The following is a 16,627-nucleotide window of genomic DNA, read 5'->3' as shown; positions in this document are numbered from 1 at the left end:
CGGTCAGCCCTCCGGCCAGTAGTGGCTGTCGGGGACGGATCGCGCGCCGAAGATCGCCTGCCCGACCCGCACGCACGTCGCCCCCTCCTCGACGGCGATCTCGTAGTCGCCGGACATTCCCATCGACACCGCGCCGTCGCCGATGAGTTCGGGAGTCTCTTCGCGGGCCCTGTCGCGGAGGGTGCGCAGCAGCGCGAAGCACTCGCGCACCCGGGCGTCGTCCGGTGTGAGCAGCGCCAGGGTCATCAGACCGCGGACGCGAAGGGCGCCGTACGTCGGCAGGGCCTTCAGGAAGCCCGGGAGCTCCTCGGGCGGCATCCCGAACTTCGAGTCCTCCGCCGAGGTGTTCACCTGCACGTACACGTCGAGACTGCGCCCCGCGGCCTGCAGACGCCGGTCGAGGGCCTCCGCGACCCGGAGCCGGTCGAGCGCCTGGAACTCGGCGGCGAAGGAGACGACGTCTCTCGCCTTGTTCGTCTGCAGGTGGCCGATGACCACCCAGTCGACGTCCAGGTCAGCCGTCTCCCGGTTCTTGCGTACCGCCTCCTGCACCTTGTTCTCGCCGAGCCGACGCAGGCCGGCGCCGATCGCCACCCGCACGCGATCGGTCGGGACGGTCTTGCTCACCGGGAGCAGATGCACCGCACCGGGTTCGCGTCCCGCCCGCTCGGCGGCGGCGTCGATGCGCGCACGTACCGCCGCGACGTTGGCCTGGAAGTCGGCGACGGTGAACGCCGTCGGGTAGCGGTCAGCACCGTCCTCCGCGGGTTCGAACTTTGACATAGGTCAAAATCTAACATAGCTTCGGGACCACGTCGCGCGCCCGCCGACGCCCCCTCACGAAGGAGCCGCCCATGTCCGCACCCGGCCTGTTCTCCGACACCGCACTGACGGCTCCGCGCCTGCGCACCGAGGTGCCAGGGCCGCGGAGTCGCGCGCTGCACGAGCGCCGGCAACGCGTCGTCCCCCGCGGGGTCGGCAGCGTGCTCCCCGTCTACATCGAGCACGCCGACGGACCCTGGGTCACCGACGTCGACGGCAACCGCTTCCTCGACCTCGGCAGCGGCATCGGCGTGACGACGATCGGCCACACCAACCTCGCCGCCGTCACCGCCGCGGCGGAGCAGCTCGACCGGGTCACGCACACGCTCTTCACCGTCACCCCCTACGAGGGGTACGTGCGCCTCGCCGAGCTGCTCGCGGAGAAGGTCCCCGGCACCCACGAGACCCGCACGGCCTTCGCGAACTCCGGCGCGGAAGCCGTCGAGAACGCGGTGAAGATCGCCCGACGGCACACCGGGCGTCGCGTCGTCGCTGCCCTGGACCACGCGTTCCACGGGCGCACCAACCTCGCGCTCGCGATGAACCACAAGGCGGCGCCGTACGGGACCGGGTTCGGTCCGTTCGCCCCCGACATCCATCGCGTCCCCAACTCTTACCCCTACCGGGACGGACTCGACGGTACCGAGGCCGCGGCGCGCACGATCGCCCATCTCGAACAGCGCATCGGCGTCCACGACCTCGCCGCCGTCATCGCCGAGCCCATCCAGGGCGAGGGCGGCTTCGTCGTCCCTGCCGCGGGTTACCTGTCGACCCTGCAGGAGTGGTGCACCCGCAACGGTGTCGTGTTCATCGCCGACGAGATCCAGACGGGCCTCGGGCGCACCGGGACATGGTTCGCGAGCACGCACTTCGGCCTCGTTCCGGACCTCGTGCTCACGGCGAAAGGCATCGCCGGCGGGCTGCCCCTGGCGGGAGTGACCGGCCGCGCCGAGATCATGGACGCGCCCGACCCGGGCGGCCTCGGCGGCACGTTCGGCGGAAACCCGGTCTCGATCGCCGCCGCCCTCGCGGTGTTCGACGAGCTCGAGCACGGGACGTTCTTCGCGGACGCCCGTCGGATCGGCGCCCACCTGTCCGCGCGACTCGAGGGGCTGCGCGCCCGCCACGCCGTGATCGGCGACGTCCGCGGGATCGGCGCCATGCAGGCCTTCGAACTGAGCACCCCTGGCACGACACGACCGCTGGCCGGGGCCGCGTCCATGGTCGCGGAGTTCGCCGCCCAGCGCGGGATCCTGCTGCTCACCGCCGGCAGCGACGGCAACGTGATCCGCTTCCTGCCGACCCTCACGACGACGGACGAGCAGCTCGACGTCGCGGTGGACGTGATCGACGAGGCCCTCAGCGCGCTCCGTTGAGCACCGGGAGACGCAGCGCTCCGCCGCTCCAACGCACCCGGGAGAGGTCGCGCACGATCAGGTCGGGGTGCGCCGACGCAGAGGCTGCGCCCACCCCGACCACGAGCCCTGCTCCGGCTGCCCTCGCCGCATGGATCCCCGGCGCCGAGTCCTCGAAGACCACGCAGTCCCCCGGGTCCCGCCCGAGCAGGAGCGCGGCTCGGAGGTAGGGGTCGGGCGCGGGTTTGCCGCGGTCCACGTCTTCGGCGGCGACGAGCAGGGCGGGCGCCGGGATGCCCGCTCCGCGCATCCGCGCGGTCGCGACGGTCCTGTTGCTGCTCGTCGCGACCGCCCACAGGTCACCCGGCAGCGCGACGAGCAGAGCGGCCGCCCCGGGGATCCCCGCCGTCGCCGACGCGACGGCGAGCTCACGCGCGAGGAGGTCGGCCGTCGCCTCGTCCGCCCGCTCCGGCTCGACGAGCGTCGCGACCACCTCACTCGGTCGCATGCCGTGCGGGGCGTCTCGGAGGAAGTCGAATCCCGGGGCATACCGACGGGCCCAGGCGCCCCACGCGATCGCCGCCGAGGGGACGGAATCCACCAGCACGCCGTCGCAGTCGAACAGGATCCCCGCCGTGCGCACGATCACCTCGGCACCCTGAACCTCGTGTGCTATTTTTGGCATAGGTCAAATCTAACCGAGGAGAGTGCATGTCCGCGTCCCGCACCCCCCGGACGGCCCTCGCCGTCCGCCACGTCCCCTTCGAAGACCTCGGCATCCTCGCTCCCCTGCTGGCGGAGCGCGGCTACGAGACCACCCTTCTCGATGCCGGCATCGACGAGCTCGACGCGGACGCCGTCGCCGGGGCCGACCTGCTCATCGTCCTCGGCGGACCGATCGGGGTGTACGACGACGATCGCTACCCGTTCCTGCGCTCCTCGAAGACCGCCGTCGCGGCGCGACTCGACAGCGGCGGCACCACACTCGGTGTCTGCCTCGGCGCGCAGCTCCTGGCCGAGTCCCTGGGCGCAGAGGTCCGGCCGACCGGGGCGGTCGAGATCGGCTTCGGCCCGCTCGCATTGACCCCCGAGGGCCGGGAGTCCGTCCTGGCCCCTCTCGACGGCGAGCCCGTGCTCCACTGGCACGGGGACGAGTTCACGATCCCCGCCGGCGCGCAGTCCCTGGCGCACACGCCCGGCTTCCCGCATCAGGCCTTCGCGGTGGGACGCACTCTCGGCCTCCAGTTCCACCTGGAAGCCGACCACCGCGCCATCGAGCGCTGGCTCATCGGCCACGCCCACGAACTGCATCACCACGGCATCGACCCGCGATCGATCCGCGAACAGGCACGCACGCTCGGCCCGCGGCTCGAGACTCTCGCCACCCGCGTCCTCACCGACTGGCTGGATGCGGTCGAGGTCTAGCGCGAACGCCCGGGCAGCGGAAGAGGCCGGACCCCCAGCGAATCCGGCCTCTGCTCCCCTCGACCTCAGGCGGCGCGACGCAGCGGCACCGTCGGGAAGTCGATCGGCACGTCGAGCGCGATGTTCACGTAGTTCGTGAAGAGGTTCAGCGCGACCTGGCCGATGGTCTCGACGATCTGCTCGTCGTTCCAGCCGTGCGCGCGGAGGGCGTCGACGTCGGCCGAGGTCACCTGACCCCGCTCCTCGACGAGCTTGAGCGCGAAGGCCAGCAGTGCCGCCGTGCGGGGGTCGTCGGAGTTGCCGGCCTGAGCCTCGGCGAGCGCCTCGGTCGTGAGGCCCGCCTTCTTGCCGAGCGCGGTGTGCGCCGCGAGGCAGTAGCCGCAGGAGTTGCGGTTCGCGACCGCGACCGCGATCTGCTCACTGAGGGCCGCGCCGAGCGTGCCCCCACCGTAAGCGCCGAAAGCGCTCCACATGCTGGTGAGCGCGGCGGGCGAGTTCGCGACCGCGCGGAACATGGCGGGGACGGCGCCGAAGGCGGAGCCGATCTGCTCCAGCTGCTCCTTGACGGGGCCGGTGGCGGTCTCACGGTCGACGAGAGGGACGTTGGGCATGGGTTGCTCCTTTGTGTTTCGGGACGGGCCGGATTCGGCTTCCCCTTCAGTCTTGCTCGCCGCGCAGTACGATACGCATCATTTGATCTTGCGTTCGTGACATATCGTCCAGAAGAATGGAAGCATGCCGCCGCTTGACCGCCTCACCCCGCTGCTCGACCGCTTCCGGGTGCGCAGCCGCCTGTTCCACACCGGACCCCTGTGCGGGACCACGGTCTTCGCCGCGAGTGCGGGCCACGGTTTCCTTCACGTGCTGCGTCGCGGCGAGATGGAGGTGACGCACCAGCGCCCGGACGGCCGCATCGAGCGCGAGACGATCACCCGCCCCAGCCTGCTGTTCTTCCCCCGCCCCATCGATCACACCTTCCTCAACGCCCCGACCGAGGAGTCCGACTTCGCCTGCGCGACGATCGACTTCGACGGCGGAGCGACGCATCCGCTCGTCCGCACCCTCCCGTCCGTGATCGTCCTTCCGCTCGACGAGGTGTCCACCCTCGGCCCAGCACTCGACCTCCTGTTCGCCGAGGTCGACAACGTGCGCTGCGGGCGCCCCCTCCTGGCCGACCGCATGTTCGAGGTCGTCCTCATCCAGCTCCTGCGCTGGATGCTCGATCACTCCGGTGATCTGGCCCTGCCGCCGGGGCTGCTGCCCGGCCTGGCCGACGAGCGCCTCGCCCCGGCCCTCGTGGCGATGCACGAGGCGCCCGGCGAACCGTGGACGCTCGACTCCCTCGCGCGGACCGCAACGATGTCGCGCAGCGCCTTCGCGGCGCGCTTCAAGGACGTCGTGGGCCGCGCCCCAGGGGACTACCTCACGGAGTGGCGCCTCACGATCGCTCAGGAGCAGCTCCGCGCGGGGATGTCGGTGAGCGCTGTCGCCGCCGACCTCGGCTATGCGAGCGCCTCTGCCTTCTCCCGTGCGTTCACCCAGCGTCTCGGCCGCTCGCCGCGCGCCTGGCTCGGCCTCGCCGCCTGAAGTCAGCCGCCGGCCGACATCACCGCCGCGACCCCCGTCACGATCCGGTCGAGATCGCCGGCCGTGAGCGAAGGGTGCACGGGGAGGGAGAGCACCTCCTGCGCCGCGCGTTCCGTCTCCGGCAGCTCATCGGTCGGAGCGAAGCGCGCCAGCGAGGGCAGCCGATGGTTCGGGATCGGGTAGTAGACGCCGGAACCCACCCCGTGCTCATCGCGGAGAGCGTCGCGTACCCGGTCGCGCTCCCCCGCCGCGATCCGCACCGTGTACTGGTGGTAGACGTGCTCGGCGCCCTCCGCGACCGCGGGCACCGTGAGCCCGTCGATGCCGGCGAGCGCGGCGTCGAGGAACGCGGCGTTCCCCTGTCGCCGCCGGGTCCAGGCGGCGACCCGCCCGAGCTGCACCCGACCAACCGCGGCATGCACCTCGCTCATCCGGTTGTTGTAGCCGACGACCTCGTTCGCGTACTGCGTCTCCATGCCCTGGTTGCGGAGCAGACGGATACGGCGCGCCACCTGCTCGTCCGCACAGGACACCATGCCGCCCTCGATCGCCGTCATGTTCTTCGTCGGATAGAGGCTGAACATGCCGAACGTGCCGATGGTCCCCGCCGGCCTTCCTCGCCACGCCGCGCCGTGGGCCTGCGCAGCATCTTCGTAGATGGCGAGACCGTGGTCGTTGGCGACCTCCTCGATACCGTCCACGAGGAACGGGTGCCCGTACAGATGCACGGGCATGACGCCCTTCGTGCGGGCGGTGACCGCGGCACGGACCCGGGTCGGATCCAGCGTGAAGTGCGTCGGTTCGATGTCGACGAACACCGGCGTCGCTCCGGCCAGCACCACGGAGTTCGCGACCGCCGCGAAGGTGAAGGACGGCACGATCACCTCGTCGCCCGGCCCCACACCGGCGGCGAGCAGCCCCAGGAGCTGCCCGCTCGTCCCGGAATTGACCGCGACGGTGGTGCGCCCCTCCACGAACCGGGTCGCGAACTCGCGCTCGAACGCCGCCACCTCGGGGCCCTGCGCGAGCATCCCGCTGCGGAGCACCCGTTCGACGGCTGCCACCTCGTCGTCGCCGATGAGCGGCGCGGCGGCCGGGATGAAGTCCTTCTGCATGGAGATGCCCTTCGTCGGGAACGGCTCGTCGAGAGCCGGATCGGAGGTGGAGGCAGGAATCGAACCTGCGTACACGGTCTTGCGGACCGCGACCTGGCCACTCGGTCACTCCACCGGGTCAGGTGTCCTCACGCGCCGGGCGGCGAGTACCCCTGCAGGAAGCGGCCGAAGCGCTGCACCGCATCGACCAGGGTCTCCGTCTCGGGCAGGAAGGCGATGCGCACGTGGTCGGTGTCGGCGCCGTTGAAGGCGCGACCGTGCACTAGGAGGATGCGTTCCGCATCGAGGAAGTCGAGGACCAGGCGCTCGTCGTCACGGATGCCGTACACCTCAGGGTCGAGGCGGGGGAAGAGGTAGAGCCCCCCGCCCGCCTCGTGAACGTCGACGCCGGGGATCGCGCGGAGCGCCGCCGTGGCGGCGTCGCGTTGCGCCGTCAGCCGCCCGTCCGCCGAGACGAGCGCATCGAGCGACGTGTCGTGCTCCAGAGCCGCCGTGATCGCATGCTGCGCGGGCACGGACGCGCACATCCGCATCGACGCGAGCAGCCGCAGACCGGAGAGGAACGGATCGTCCGCAGCGAACCCGGTCGTCAGCGCCCAGGCGGCCCGGTACCCGGCGACGCGATGGGTCTTGGACAGTCCGGCGAAGGTGACGCAGGGCACATCGGGGGCGACCTGGGCAGTGGAGACGTGCGTGAATCCGGGGTACACGACCCGGTCGTAGATCTCGTCCGAGAGCAGCAGCAGACCGTGGCGACGGGCCAGCTCCGCGATGCCCTCCAGCGTCTCCCTGGGGTACACGGCGCCGGTCGGGTTGTTCGGATTGATGACGACGACAGCGACGGTCCGGGGGCCGATCGCAGCCGCCATGGCGTCGAGGTCCGGAAGCCACCCTGCCTCCTCCACACAGGGGTAATGCACGGGCTCACCCCCGGCGAGGACGGTCGATGCGGTCCACAGCGGATAGTCGGGACTCGGGATCAGGACTTCGTCGCCCGGCTCCAGCAGCGCCTGCAGCGTGAGGCCCACCAGCTCGGACACGCCGTTGCCGACGGTCACCGCCTCGATTCCGAGGGACGGGAACCCTGCCCGCCGCGCGTAGTGCGCGCGGATCGCCTCCCTCGTCTCCGGCAGCCCCGGGGATTCCGAGTATCCGTGGGCATGCGGGAGCGCCTCGCGGAGAGCTTCCACGATCACCGGCGGCGCCTCGAACCCGAACGGCGCCGGGTTGCCGATGTTCAGGCGCAGGATCCGTTCTCCGCGGGACTCCAGCTCGGCGGCACGCGCGGCGACCGGGCCCCGCAGGTCGTAGAGCACGCCGTCGAGACGCGAGGATCGCCCGACCCGGAACGCGGTCCCGGCATCTCCGGTCGTCATCCGTCCCCCTCGGCCGGTGCCGGGCCGGAGGCGGCGGCCACGTCGTCGGCCAGGCGTCGCAGGTCGGCGTCATCGAGGTCGTGCACGGTCAGCCGCAGATGGTGTCCACTGGCGGATTCGTCCTCCAGCGCGAACTCCGACCCTGGTCGCACGAGCCATCCGCGGTGCGCGAGCCGCGCGGCGACGACCCCCGCATCCTCGCGGACGTCGACCCACACGTTCAACCCGCTCTCCGCAGCGACGTCCAGCCCTCGAGCGGACGCGAGCGCGGCGAAGGACCTGTTGCGCGCGGCGTACCGGGCGCCTGCCTCCGCGACCAGCCGGTGCACTCCCTCGTCGCGCAGCATCGTCGCCGCGAGCTGCTGCATGACATGGCTCACCCACATGGTGCCGGGACTGAGCCTGAGGGCAAGGCGCTCAGCGGTGACCGGATCGGACGCCGTGAGGGCCAACCGCATGTCAGGGCCGAGGAACTTGGAGACCGACCGCACCAGCGCCCAGCGTTCCTGGGCCGGCCCGATGATGGTGGCGTACGGGGTCGGGGAGAGCAGCGAGAAGTGGTCGTCCTCGATCACCAGCACGTGGGGGTGCGGAGCGAGCACCTCGCGGAGCTCCTCGGCGCGGGAGGGAGTGATGCTGGCCCCGGTGGGGTTGTGGGCGCGAGGCGTGCAGACGATCGCGCGCACGCCGCTCTCCAGGGCCTCACGGACGCCCTCCACCGTCATCCCCTCCTCGTCGACCGGTATCGCGACCGGGGTGTAGCCGGCCAACCGCGCGGTCTGGATGCTGGACAGGAAGCACGGATCCTCCAGGCCCACCCGGTCGCCGTGCACGAGCGTCTGGGCGAGCAGGCGCTCCACCGCGTCGACCGCGCCCGCGGTGACCGAGAGCCGGAAGGGACGAGGCTGATCCTCCGCGATCCATCGTGTCGCCCACTCGGCGAGCTCGGCATCGATGACGGATTCGCCGTAGAGGACGGGATGGGGACGCACGGTCGCGAGAGCGGCGACGAGGTCGGGGAGCAAGGCGGCCTGCGGGTTGCCGTTGGCGATGTCGCGGAGTGCCGTTCCGGGCGTGAAGCCCTCATCCGGCGTGGCTGCAGGGCCGAGCACGGTCGTCCCGGTGCGCCCGCCGGTGGTCGCGATGCGGGCGGTGACGAGTGCGCGATAGGCGGCGAGCACGGTGTTGCGATTCACGCCCAGCCTCTCGGCGAGAGTGCGGACCGGCGGCAGACGGTCTCCGGCGACGAGCGTCCCCCGCTCGACGAGGTCGCGCACGCTCTCGGAGATCTCCGCGGCGGTGACACCGCTGATCGCATCGGTCTCGCCGTCTCTGCTCTCCGCCGTGCCCATGACTCGACGGTAGGGGAGATTTTGACCTATGTCAAAATCTCCCCTACCGCTCAGGGACGGTCGTCGACCTCCACGCCGTCCTCGATCTCCTCCGGCTCCAGATCGGTCACGTCGACCTCCGGCGCGTCGCCGTCGCCGTTGTTCGCGGTCGGGGGCTCCCCGTGGAATCCGGTCGTCTCGTCCTGTCGCGGATCGGTCATGCTGCCTCCTCGGTCGATGGGGTTCCATGATCTCCGCACCGTCCGGCGGCGGCGAGCACCTTGACAATGCCGGCTCCTCCCGCTCCCTGCGCACGCAGGCGGAGTCCAGGGAAGGGCGATACCGTGCAGAGGCGACGTCCGCTCCGATGGACCCGCTCTCCGCACGATCACCGCGATCCCCCGACAGAGGACACGATGACCCCCGGCACCCTGCCCCTCGCCGCTTCCGCCCCCGGCTACGACGGCTTCATCGGCTGGGTGCTCAGCCTCATCGAGACCCTCGGCGAGGTCGGTGTCGGTCTCGCGGTGCTCATCGAGACGTTCGTCCCCCCGATCCCGTCCGAGGCGATCCTGCCCGCGGCGGGCTTCCTCGCCTACGACGGCCGGATGAACGCCTGGGGCGCCTGGGCCGCAGCCACCATCGGCGGGCTCGTCGGTGCGTGGCTCTGGTACGCGCTCGGCGCCGCGGTCGGCCGGGACCGCACCCGGCGCATCGTCGGACGCATCCCGCTCCTCGACCACGACGACTTCGACAAGGCGGAGGCGTTCTTCGCGCGCTGGGGCGGCGGCGCGGTGCTGTTCGGCCGCTGCGTGCCTCTCGTGCGCTCCTTCATCTCGATCCCGGCAGGGATCGAGCGCATGGCCCTGTGGAAGTTCACGATGTACACCCTGGTCGGCTCGGCGGTCTGGAACGGCATCTGGATCGGCCTCGGCTTCGCCTTCGGCCCCGCCATCCGGCCGATCCTCGAGCAGTGGAGCGGTGTGATCTCCGACGTGGTCGTCGGCCTGCTCATCCTGCTGCTCCTGGTGTTCATTGCGCTGCGCATCCGCCGCCGCGTGCGGGAGGCCGCGGCACGGCGCGCCGAGGACAACGGGTCCGCCTGAGATACGGCCCCCCGATGTCGGCGGGCCGGGGCACGATGGGGGCATGACGGACGGCTACGACCCCGGGTTCCTCGGCATCCCGCTCCCGCTCCCCGTGCCTCCGATGGCGGTGCGCACCCTGCCGGCTCCGCGGTTCACGGTGCTGCTGGACCCTGAGCGGCGGCTCGCCGCGGTGACGGCCGTCACCATCGACGGCGCCCGCCTGCGGGACCTCCCCCGGACAGGTGAGTGGCGCCTCGATCCCCGGGTACCGGCGGAGGAGCAGGCGGGGCCCGCCGTGTACGCCCGGAACGACCTCGACCGCGGGCATCTCGTGCGCCGCCGCGATCCGGGCTGGGGCGAGCTCGCCGACGCCCGCGCGGCCATGGAGGCGACCTTCACGTACCCCAACGCCGCCCCGCAGGCCGCCGTGTTCAACCAGTCGAAAGACCTCTGGCTCGGACTGGAGGATCACGTGCTCGCGTATGCGGAGACCACCGCGCAGCGCCTCACGGTGTTCACCGCCCCCGTGCTCGACGACACCGACCCCCCGTACCGCGGCATCCGCGTCCCCCTCCGGTACTGGAAGATCGCGGCCTGGAATGCCGAGGGCCGACTCGCCGCCGCCGCGTTCCTCCTCGATCAGACCGAACTCGTCGACACCCGGGAGGGTGCCCTCGCCGTCGCGTCGCTCGGAGCCTTCCGCACGTTCCAGGTGCCGGTCTCCGAGATCACCGCCCTCACCGGAGTCGACCTCGGCCCGCTGCCCGACGCCGACGTCCTCCCCCGACGCGGGATCCGCGAGACCGGATGGCGCCCGCTGCACACGGCCGACGACATCGTCGTGTGACAGCGGGCGCTCCGCATCAATCGCCGGAGCGCGCGACCTCCAGCGAGGGGTAGTCGATGTAGCCCTCGGCGGTCGAACCGTAGAACAGCTCCGGGCGCGGTTCGTTCAGCTCGGCCCCGGTCCGCCAGCGCTCCACGAGGTCGGGGTTGGCGATGACGGGACGCCCGGCCGCGACCGCGTCCGCCCAGTCCTCGGCCACCAGCTCCTCGGCCGTCGCACGGGTGGTCTCGACGCCGAAGCCGGTGTTGACGATGAGCGGAGCGCCCGCCGCCCGGCGGATGGCCTGGACGAGCTCTCCGGCGGGCTCGGGGTGCAGCACATCGACGAAGGCCAGCCCCAGAGGCGCGAGCCCTTCGGCGAGCGCGGTGTAGGTCGCGAGCACGTCGGCGGCGTCGTCCTCGATGACGCCCTGGATGCCGTGGGCCGGCGAGAGGCGGATCCCGGTGCGGTCGGCACCCACGGCTGCCGCGACCGCCGAGGTCACCTCGACCGCGAAGCGCGCACGGTTCTCCGGCGAGCCGCCGTACTGGTCGTCGCGGACGTTGGACACGGGAGACAGGAACTCGTGGACGAGGTAGCCGTTGGCGCCGTGCACCTCGACGCCGTCGAAGCCGGCCGCGATCGCGTTGCGCGCAGCCCGGACGAACTGCTCGACGACCACCGGGATCTCGTCGAGGGTGAGGGCGTGCGCGACGGGCAGGTCGGCCTTGCCCTTGAGGGTGCGCGTCTGCCCTGGTGCCGCCAGGGCGCTCGGCGCGACGACGCGGGGCTCGCCCGAGATGTCCGGGTGCCCGACACGGCCGCCGTGCATGAGCTGCATGACGATGGTGCCGCCCTCGGCGTGCACGGCGTCGGCCACACGACGCCATCCGTCGATCTGCGCGGGGGTCACGATTCCCGGCTGCCCGGGGTACGACTTGCCCTCGAGGACGGGCCAGACGCCCTCGGAGATGATGAGCCCCTGCCCCGCACGCTGACGGTAGTACTCCTCGATGATCGCGGTCGGCACGCCGTCGGCGTCCGCACGCGTGCGGGTGAGCGGCGCCATGACGACGCGGTTGGACAGGTGCAGCGAGCCGAAGTCGGCGGAGTCGTAGAGAGTCACAGAGGGACCAAGGACGCGGCCGGCCGCTGTATTCCCGTGAATCGACCAGGTGTTCCGGTGTATCAACCGCCCAGATCGGCGACGAGGTTCGCGAAGTGGTCGAGGTCGGCGGCCGTCCAGCCGCGCAGGCGCTCGCCGATGCGCCCCTCGTACCGGGAGCGGGCGAGAGCGACGCGCTCCTCGGCCAGCGGGGTCGCCACCAGCACCCTGGCGCGGCGGTCCTCGGGATCGGGGATGCTCTCGACGAGCCCGAGCTGCTCGAGCTGACGCACCTGCCGGCTCACGGCGGATTTGTCCGTCTGCAGGCGCTCGATGAGAGCTCCCGCCGAGGTCGCCCGTCCGGCGAGGATCGAGGTCAGCACCTGGTACCCGAGCGGCTGGAGGTCCGGATGCACGGTGGCGGCAGCCTCGCGCCACCCGACGCGGATGCGGGCGAACAGACGGCCGAGCTCATGCTCGACGCGGGCGACCGCCTGGTCGAGATCGTCGAGGGGAGCGTCGTCGGCGGGATCGTCGGACGAGGCGCTCATATCGCCAGTGTACGGCGAAGCCCCGCGACCGCAGGCGGTCGCGGAGCCGGGTTCAGATCTCGGCAAGGAGCCGGAACACCTTGGACGCGGCGTCGATCTCGGCGGGAGTGAGCTCGTCGATCACGGCGCGGAGCCGGGTGCCGTATTCTTGCCGGACCTCGGTGAGAGCGGTGCACGCGGCGGGCGTCGCGGTGAGCACCCGGAGCCGGCCGTCGCGCTCGTCCGGCACGGAGGCGATCAGACCCAGGTCCTCCAGCATCCGCACCTGGCGACTGACGACGGACTTGTCCATCTCGAACCGCTCGGCGAGCTCGTGCGCGCTGGCCGCGCCCGCCCGCTCGATGAAGGTGAGCAGCTTGTACCCCGCCACCTGCAGCTCCGGGTGGACCCGGGACGCCGATTCCTTCCACAGCGACCGGGTCCGCGCGAAGATCAGGTTGAGATGCGCCTGGAGGTCGCTGAGGGCCGTGTCGACGTCGGGGGTGCCGACCGCCTCGGACGCGATCATGTCAGCGCTCCTGCTTCCGATCGTCGCGCTCGAGCACGCTCACCGACCCGGTGGTGGTCGCCGGTCCGGCCTGCCCGGTGCGGATCGTCCCCGTCGAGAGGTTGGCGCCGACCTCGGCCTCGGAGACCTCGATGACGGACTCCTCGGCCTGCTCGCGCAGCTGCTCCGCGGCGTTCTTGGTGGACAGCGGCTTGTTCTTGATGAACGCGATCGCGATGATCGCGATCACGGCCAGCGGGATGGCGAGGATGAACGCGTCCGCGATGCCGTGCCCGTAGGCGCTCTCGACGATCGTGCGGATCGTGTCGGGCAGCTCGCCCACCTTCGGCACGTCTCCGGAGCCCAGGCGCTCCAGGGCACTGATCTCGTCGGGCGTGGTCGGGACGAAGCCCTTCAGGCCGTCCTTCATGAAGTCGGCCACACTCGTCGACAGCAGCGATCCCATGACGGTCACGCCGATGGTGCCGGCGATCGTGCGGAAGAAGTTGACGTTCGACGAGGCCGCGCCCAGCTGCTGCGGAGCCGTGTCGTTCTGCACGATGAGAGTCAGGTTCTGCATGACCATGCCGAGGCCGGCGCCGAGGACGAACATGTACACGGCCACCAGGGTGAACGGAGTGTCGTAGCGGAGGGTCGCCATCAGGCTCACGCCGATGGTGGCGAGGATCGAGCCGGTGACCATCCAGCCCTTCCACTTGCCGAACCGGCTGACGAGCTGTCCGATGATGATCGACGCGCCCATCTGACCGATGATCATGGGGATGGTCATCAGGCCCGACTCGGTCGGCGTGGCGCCACGGGCCAGCTGGAAGTACTGCGCGAGGAAGACCGAGGTCGCGAACATCGAGACGCCGATCGCGATCGAGGCGATGACCGACAGCGTGAAGGTGCGGTTGCGGAACAGCGACATCGGGACGATGGGTTCCTTGACGAAGAACTCCACGGCGACGAAGGCGGCGATGGCGACGCCCGCGGTGACGGCGAGCGCGATGCTGGTCCCCGAGTCCCAATCGAACTGGTTGCCGCCCATGGAGACCCAGATCAGAAGGGTCGAGACGCCGACGGCGAGCAGGACGATGCCGAAGTAGTCGATGGACACCTTGGTGCCGCGCTGCGGCTTGGGCAGGTGCAGGGTGAACTGCAGCAGCACCAGGGCGACGATCGCGAACGGGACGCCGACGAAGAAGTTGGCGCGCCAGCCCCAGGCGTCGGTGATGACGCCGCCGAGCAGCGGGCCGCCGATCGTGCCGAGGGCCATGATGCCGCCGACGACGCCCATGTACTTGCCACGCTCGCGCGGGGAGATGATGAGGGCCACGGCGATCATGACGAGCGACATGAGGCCGCCGACGCCGATGCCCTGCACGACGCGGACCGCGATGAGCATGTTCGTGTCGGTGGAGAAGCCGGCGATGACGGTGCCGACCGTGAAGAGGATGAGTGAGATCTGGATGAGGACCTTGCGGTCGACGAGGTCGGCGAGCTTGCCCCAGATCGGCGTCGAGACGGCGGTGGCGAGAAGGCTCGCGGTGATGACCCAGGTGTACTGCGACTGGGTGCCGCCGAGGTCGGCGATGATGACGGGCATCGAGGTCGAGACGACCGTGCCGGAGAGCACGGCGACGAACATTCCGACGATGAGGCCGGAGATCGCGGTGAAGACCTCGCGGGCCGAGCGCGCGGTCTCGGAAGAGGATGAGGTGTGTGTCACGGGGGAATGCTCCTGCATAGAAAGTTGATCGAGATCAACCATACGCCGATAGTTGCGGTTTCGCAACTATCGGCTCGTACCGCACCCGCGGGATGCGGTCAAGGACATCGCCGCAGTGGAGGGACCGGACGACGCTGACCCCATGACCAGCGCAGCCCCCTCCCGCCTCGACCGGCGTCTGCTGCTGTCGGGCTTCCTGTTCGGCTGCGGGATCGCCGCCTCGATGATCGACCTCTTCGTCTTCCACCTCGTGCTGCACTGGCATCACTTCTACGACCTGTCGACCTCCGACGTCGCCCTCGTCTCCGACGGGTTCTTCCACGCGTTCGGCTGGTTCCTCACGATCTTCGGCGCTTTCCTCCTCGCCGACGTCCGCCGCCGTGGCCCCCTGCGCTGGACGCGGTGGACGGGCGCGGTGATCGCCGGGGTCGGGTTCTTCCAGCTCTTCGACGGCGTCGTCGACCACAAGCTCCTCGGCATCCACCAGATCCGCTACGGCGTCGACCTCGTGCTCTACGACACCGTCTGGATCGTGTCGGCCGTCGTGCTGCTCGCTGCCGGAGCCCTCACGGTGTGGCGGACCCGACCGGCCCCGAGGGGGTGACAGCCGTGCACGAAGGGCACGACGGGCACGACGACCCGCCCCGACTTCCGGGCCTCAATGCGGACGCGACGGGCGGGGGCATCGACGTCCTCCCCTTCCTCGCCCTCGTCCTCCTCCTCGGCGCCGCCGTGCTGTATCTCGTCGCGCTGCGGCGGACCCGCGACCGCAGCCCCTGGCCGCGGCCACGGACGGCCGCCTGGATGAGCGGTCTGCTGTGCGCCGCGGTCGGCACCGTCGGACCGTTCGCCGCCCTGGCCCACAGCAGCTTCCCGGTGCACATGGCCGGCCATGTCCTCGTGGGCATGCTGGCCCCGCTCCTCCTGGTGCTCGGGCGTCCGGTCTCCCTGGCCCTCCGCGCCCTTCCCGTCGCCGAGGCCCGCGCGCTCTCCCGGGTGCTGCGCAGCGCCCCGATCCGGGTGCTCACGCATCCCATGGTCGCAGGCACCCTCAACATCGGCGGGTTGTGGCTCCTCTACGCCACGCCGCTGTTCCCCCTCATGCACGCCTCACCGTGGCTCCATGCTGCGGTGCACCTGCACGTCCTGCTGACGGGGTATCTGTTCACCGCGAGCATCCTCGGCCTCGATCCCGATCCGCATCGGACCTCCGTCACCGTACGGGCGTCCGTCCTCATCGTCTTCATCGCCGCGCACTCGATCCTCGCCAAATGGCTGTGGGCACACCCTCCGGTGGGCGTCGACCCCGGGGACGCGCGGATCGGAGCGGAGCTGATGTTCTACGCGGGTGACGCCGTCGACGTGCTGCTCATCGTGCTGCTGCTCCGGCAGTGGTACGTCGCGACACGACCGCGCGACTCGGCTCAGCCGCAGAAGGAGGAGAGCCCGTCGTGGAGGCGCTCGATCGCCTCGACCGTCTCCGGGGCCTGAAGGTCGGTCATGCCGCCGAGCTGATCGGCGCCGGAGCGGATGAGGTCGCCGAGCTGCCCGTCCATCCCGTCCGCGACGCCGTCGAGGGTGGCGACGAGGTCGTCGCGTGCGGCATCGAGCTGCTCCGCGGATGCGTCACCCTGGCTCAGCAGCTCCTGATACTGCGCGTACGCGTCATCGATGGTCGCGCACGTCTCCGCGACCGGAACTCCGAACGCGTCTCCCGCGGCCTGGGTGACCTGCGCACACCCGGCGAGGAGACCGACGGCGAGCAGCAGGGGGACGAGAGCGATGCGGCGCATGACCCGAGAGTAGCCGCGCCACCTGGGGCGCGGC

General features: G+C 71.0%; 19 protein-coding genes and 1 tRNA gene. 7 read left to right on the top strand and 13 right to left on the bottom strand.

Annotated elements, in window-relative coordinates:
• Positions 1–3: 3 nt before the first annotated feature.
• Complete coding sequence (locus KVS71_RS13365; RefSeq protein ID WP_217584793.1) at positions 4–783, bottom strand: YggS family pyridoxal phosphate-dependent enzyme; 780 nt, start codon at positions 781–783, stop codon at positions 4–6.
• 71 nt (positions 784–854) lie between these two features.
• On the opposite strand from KVS71_RS13365, the gene gabT reads away from it, so the two are divergent.
• Positions 855–2,198 carry a 4-aminobutyrate--2-oxoglutarate transaminase gene (gene gabT / locus KVS71_RS13360; RefSeq protein ID WP_217584792.1) on the top strand — a complete coding sequence of 448 codons (1,344 nt, stop codon included), beginning with the start codon at positions 855–857 and terminating at the stop codon, positions 2,196–2,198.
• On the opposite strand, the gene KVS71_RS13355 is transcribed toward gabT, so the two are convergent.
• On the bottom strand, positions 2,182–2,862 hold the full coding sequence (locus tag KVS71_RS13355; RefSeq protein ID WP_217584791.1) for an HAD-IA family hydrolase: 681 nt from the start codon (positions 2,860–2,862) through the stop codon (positions 2,182–2,184). The two genes, gabT and KVS71_RS13355, sit on opposite strands and share 17 nt — an antisense overlap.
• Before the next feature lie 26 nt (positions 2,863–2,888).
• Here KVS71_RS13355 and KVS71_RS13350 point away from each other — a divergent pair, with 26 nt between their 5' ends.
• Positions 2,889–3,602 carry a glutamine amidotransferase gene (locus KVS71_RS13350; protein WP_217584790.1) on the top strand — a complete coding sequence of 238 codons (714 nt, stop codon included), beginning with the start codon at positions 2,889–2,891 and terminating at the stop codon, positions 3,600–3,602.
• Positions 3,603–3,667: 65 nt separating this feature from the next.
• Here KVS71_RS13350 and KVS71_RS13345 read toward each other — a convergent pair whose 3' ends face one another.
• Positions 3,668–4,213, bottom strand: a complete 546-nt coding sequence (locus tag KVS71_RS13345) for a peroxidase-related enzyme (RefSeq protein WP_217584789.1) — start codon at positions 4,211–4,213, stop codon at positions 3,668–3,670.
• Between the two features lie 124 nt (positions 4,214–4,337).
• Between KVS71_RS13345 and KVS71_RS13340 the strand changes: the two genes are divergently transcribed.
• Positions 4,338–5,189 (top strand): AraC family transcriptional regulator, encoded by an 852-nt coding sequence (locus KVS71_RS13340; protein ID WP_105950380.1) that lies wholly within the window; start codon positions 4,338–4,340, stop codon positions 5,187–5,189.
• A 2-nt stretch (positions 5,190–5,191) separates the two neighbouring features.
• Here KVS71_RS13340 and KVS71_RS13335 read toward each other — a convergent pair whose 3' ends face one another.
• The 5 genes from KVS71_RS13335 to KVS71_RS13315 all read right to left on the bottom strand — a co-directional run bounded on the left by KVS71_RS13335 (position 5,192) and on the right by KVS71_RS13315 (position 9,232).
• The gene (locus tag KVS71_RS13335) at positions 5,192–6,304 is read right to left on the bottom strand and encodes a DegT/DnrJ/EryC1/StrS aminotransferase family protein (protein WP_060922973.1); all 1,113 of its coding nucleotides are present in this window, start codon (positions 6,302–6,304) and stop codon (positions 5,192–5,194) included.
• Between the two features lie 44 nt (positions 6,305–6,348).
• Positions 6,349–6,419, bottom strand: a tRNA-Cys gene (locus KVS71_RS13330).
• A gap of 13 nt (positions 6,420–6,432) precedes the next feature.
• Positions 6,433–7,680, bottom strand: a complete 1,248-nt coding sequence (locus tag KVS71_RS13325; protein WP_060922974.1) for an aminotransferase class I/II-fold pyridoxal phosphate-dependent enzyme — start codon at positions 7,678–7,680, stop codon at positions 6,433–6,435.
• Positions 7,677–9,032: an aminotransferase class I/II-fold pyridoxal phosphate-dependent enzyme gene (locus tag KVS71_RS13320; RefSeq protein ID WP_144882229.1), complete on the bottom strand. Its 1,356-nt coding sequence runs from the start codon at positions 9,030–9,032 to the stop codon at positions 7,677–7,679. The genes KVS71_RS13325 and KVS71_RS13320 overlap by 4 nt, the downstream gene beginning before the upstream one ends.
• Positions 9,033–9,082: 50 nt before the next feature.
• Positions 9,083–9,232, bottom strand: coding sequence for a hypothetical protein (locus tag KVS71_RS13315; protein WP_157547026.1), 150 nt, complete (start codon positions 9,230–9,232; stop codon positions 9,083–9,085).
• Between the two features lie 195 nt (positions 9,233–9,427).
• Here KVS71_RS13315 and KVS71_RS13310 point away from each other — a divergent pair, with 195 nt between their 5' ends.
• The gene (locus KVS71_RS13310; RefSeq protein WP_060922976.1) at positions 9,428–10,117 is read left to right on the top strand and encodes a DedA family protein; all 690 of its coding nucleotides are present in this window, start codon (positions 9,428–9,430) and stop codon (positions 10,115–10,117) included.
• Positions 10,118–10,160: 43 nt separating this feature from the next.
• Positions 10,161–10,946, top strand: a complete 786-nt coding sequence (locus KVS71_RS13305; protein WP_217584788.1) for a DNA/RNA non-specific endonuclease — start codon at positions 10,161–10,163, stop codon at positions 10,944–10,946.
• A 16-nt stretch (positions 10,947–10,962) separates the two neighbouring features.
• On the opposite strand, the gene KVS71_RS13300 is transcribed toward KVS71_RS13305, so the two are convergent.
• The 4 genes from KVS71_RS13300 to KVS71_RS13285 all read right to left on the bottom strand — a co-directional run bounded on the left by KVS71_RS13300 (position 10,963) and on the right by KVS71_RS13285 (position 14,818).
• A complete protein-coding gene (locus KVS71_RS13300) occupies positions 10,963–12,051 on the bottom strand; it encodes an alkene reductase (RefSeq protein ID WP_217584787.1) in 1,089 nt (362 codons plus the stop codon).
• A gap of 62 nt (positions 12,052–12,113) precedes the next feature.
• Complete coding sequence (locus tag KVS71_RS13295) at positions 12,114–12,581, bottom strand: MarR family winged helix-turn-helix transcriptional regulator (protein ID WP_102208798.1); 468 nt, start codon at positions 12,579–12,581, stop codon at positions 12,114–12,116.
• Positions 12,582–12,633: 52 nt separating this feature from the next.
• Entirely contained in the window at positions 12,634–13,089 is a 456-nt protein-coding gene (locus KVS71_RS13290; protein WP_217584786.1) for a MarR family transcriptional regulator, read from the bottom strand.
• Position 13,090: 1 nt separating this feature from the next.
• Positions 13,091–14,818, bottom strand: a complete 1,728-nt coding sequence (locus tag KVS71_RS13285; protein ID WP_060922712.1) for an MDR family MFS transporter — start codon at positions 14,816–14,818, stop codon at positions 13,091–13,093.
• Positions 14,819–14,942: 124 nt separating this feature from the next.
• Here KVS71_RS13285 and KVS71_RS13280 point away from each other — a divergent pair, with 124 nt between their 5' ends.
• Positions 14,943–15,404 carry a DUF2243 domain-containing protein gene (locus KVS71_RS13280; RefSeq protein ID WP_217584785.1) on the top strand — a complete coding sequence of 154 codons (462 nt, stop codon included), beginning with the start codon at positions 14,943–14,945 and terminating at the stop codon, positions 15,402–15,404.
• Positions 15,374–16,291: a cytochrome c oxidase assembly protein gene (locus KVS71_RS13275; protein WP_368874812.1), complete on the top strand. Its 918-nt coding sequence runs from the start codon at positions 15,374–15,376 to the stop codon at positions 16,289–16,291. Before KVS71_RS13280 ends, KVS71_RS13275 begins: the two co-directional genes overlap by 31 nt.
• Here the strand turns inward: KVS71_RS13275 and KVS71_RS13270 are convergent.
• The gene (locus tag KVS71_RS13270; protein WP_025102538.1) at positions 16,225–16,593 is read right to left on the bottom strand and encodes a hypothetical protein; all 369 of its coding nucleotides are present in this window, start codon (positions 16,591–16,593) and stop codon (positions 16,225–16,227) included. The genes KVS71_RS13275 and KVS71_RS13270 overlap by 67 nt on opposite strands.
• Positions 16,594–16,627: the final 34 nt, after the last annotated feature.

It is taken from the genome of Microbacterium sp. GbtcB4, assembly GCF_019091465.1.
GTDB classification, from domain to species: Bacteria; Actinomycetota; Actinomycetes; order Actinomycetales; family Microbacteriaceae; genus Microbacterium; species Microbacterium paraoxydans.
Note: the sequence above shows the minus strand (reverse complement) of the source record. Positions and strands in the feature narration are given on the sequence as shown.

Coding starts and splice junctions, on each gene's coding strand:
- KVS71_RS13365 (WP_217584793.1), bottom strand. CDS start 783: ATGTCAAAGTTCGAACCCGCGGAGGACGGTGCTGACCGCTACCCGACG.
- gabT (WP_217584792.1), top strand. CDS start 855: ATGTCCGCACCCGGCCTGTTCTCCGACACCGCACTGACGGCTCCGCGC.
- KVS71_RS13355 (WP_217584791.1), bottom strand. CDS start 2,862: ATGCCAAAAATAGCACACGAGGTTCAGGGTGCCGAGGTGATCGTGCGC.
- KVS71_RS13350 (WP_217584790.1), top strand. CDS start 2,889: ATGTCCGCGTCCCGCACCCCCCGGACGGCCCTCGCCGTCCGCCACGTC.
- KVS71_RS13345 (WP_217584789.1), bottom strand. CDS start 4,213: ATGCCCAACGTCCCTCTCGTCGACCGTGAGACCGCCACCGGCCCCGTC.
- KVS71_RS13340 (WP_105950380.1), top strand. CDS start 4,338: ATGCCGCCGCTTGACCGCCTCACCCCGCTGCTCGACCGCTTCCGGGTG.
- KVS71_RS13335 (WP_060922973.1), bottom strand. CDS start 6,304: ATGCAGAAGGACTTCATCCCGGCCGCCGCGCCGCTCATCGGCGACGAC.
- KVS71_RS13325 (WP_060922974.1), bottom strand. CDS start 7,680: ATGACGACCGGAGATGCCGGGACCGCGTTCCGGGTCGGGCGATCCTCG.
- KVS71_RS13320 (WP_144882229.1), bottom strand. CDS start 9,032: ATGGGCACGGCGGAGAGCAGAGACGGCGAGACCGATGCGATCAGCGGT.
- KVS71_RS13315 (WP_157547026.1), bottom strand. CDS start 9,232: ATGACCGATCCGCGACAGGACGAGACGACCGGATTCCACGGGGAGCCC.
- KVS71_RS13310 (WP_060922976.1), top strand. CDS start 9,428: ATGACCCCCGGCACCCTGCCCCTCGCCGCTTCCGCCCCCGGCTACGAC.
- KVS71_RS13305 (WP_217584788.1), top strand. CDS start 10,161: ATGACGGACGGCTACGACCCCGGGTTCCTCGGCATCCCGCTCCCGCTC.
- KVS71_RS13295 (WP_102208798.1), bottom strand. CDS start 12,581: ATGAGCGCCTCGTCCGACGATCCCGCCGACGACGCTCCCCTCGACGAT.
- KVS71_RS13290 (WP_217584786.1), bottom strand. CDS start 13,089: ATGATCGCGTCCGAGGCGGTCGGCACCCCCGACGTCGACACGGCCCTC.
- KVS71_RS13285 (WP_060922712.1), bottom strand. CDS start 14,818: ATGCAGGAGCATTCCCCCGTGACACACACCTCATCCTCTTCCGAGACC.
- KVS71_RS13280 (WP_217584785.1), top strand. CDS start 14,943: ATGACCAGCGCAGCCCCCTCCCGCCTCGACCGGCGTCTGCTGCTGTCG.
- KVS71_RS13270 (WP_025102538.1), bottom strand. CDS start 16,593: ATGCGCCGCATCGCTCTCGTCCCCCTGCTGCTCGCCGTCGGTCTCCTC.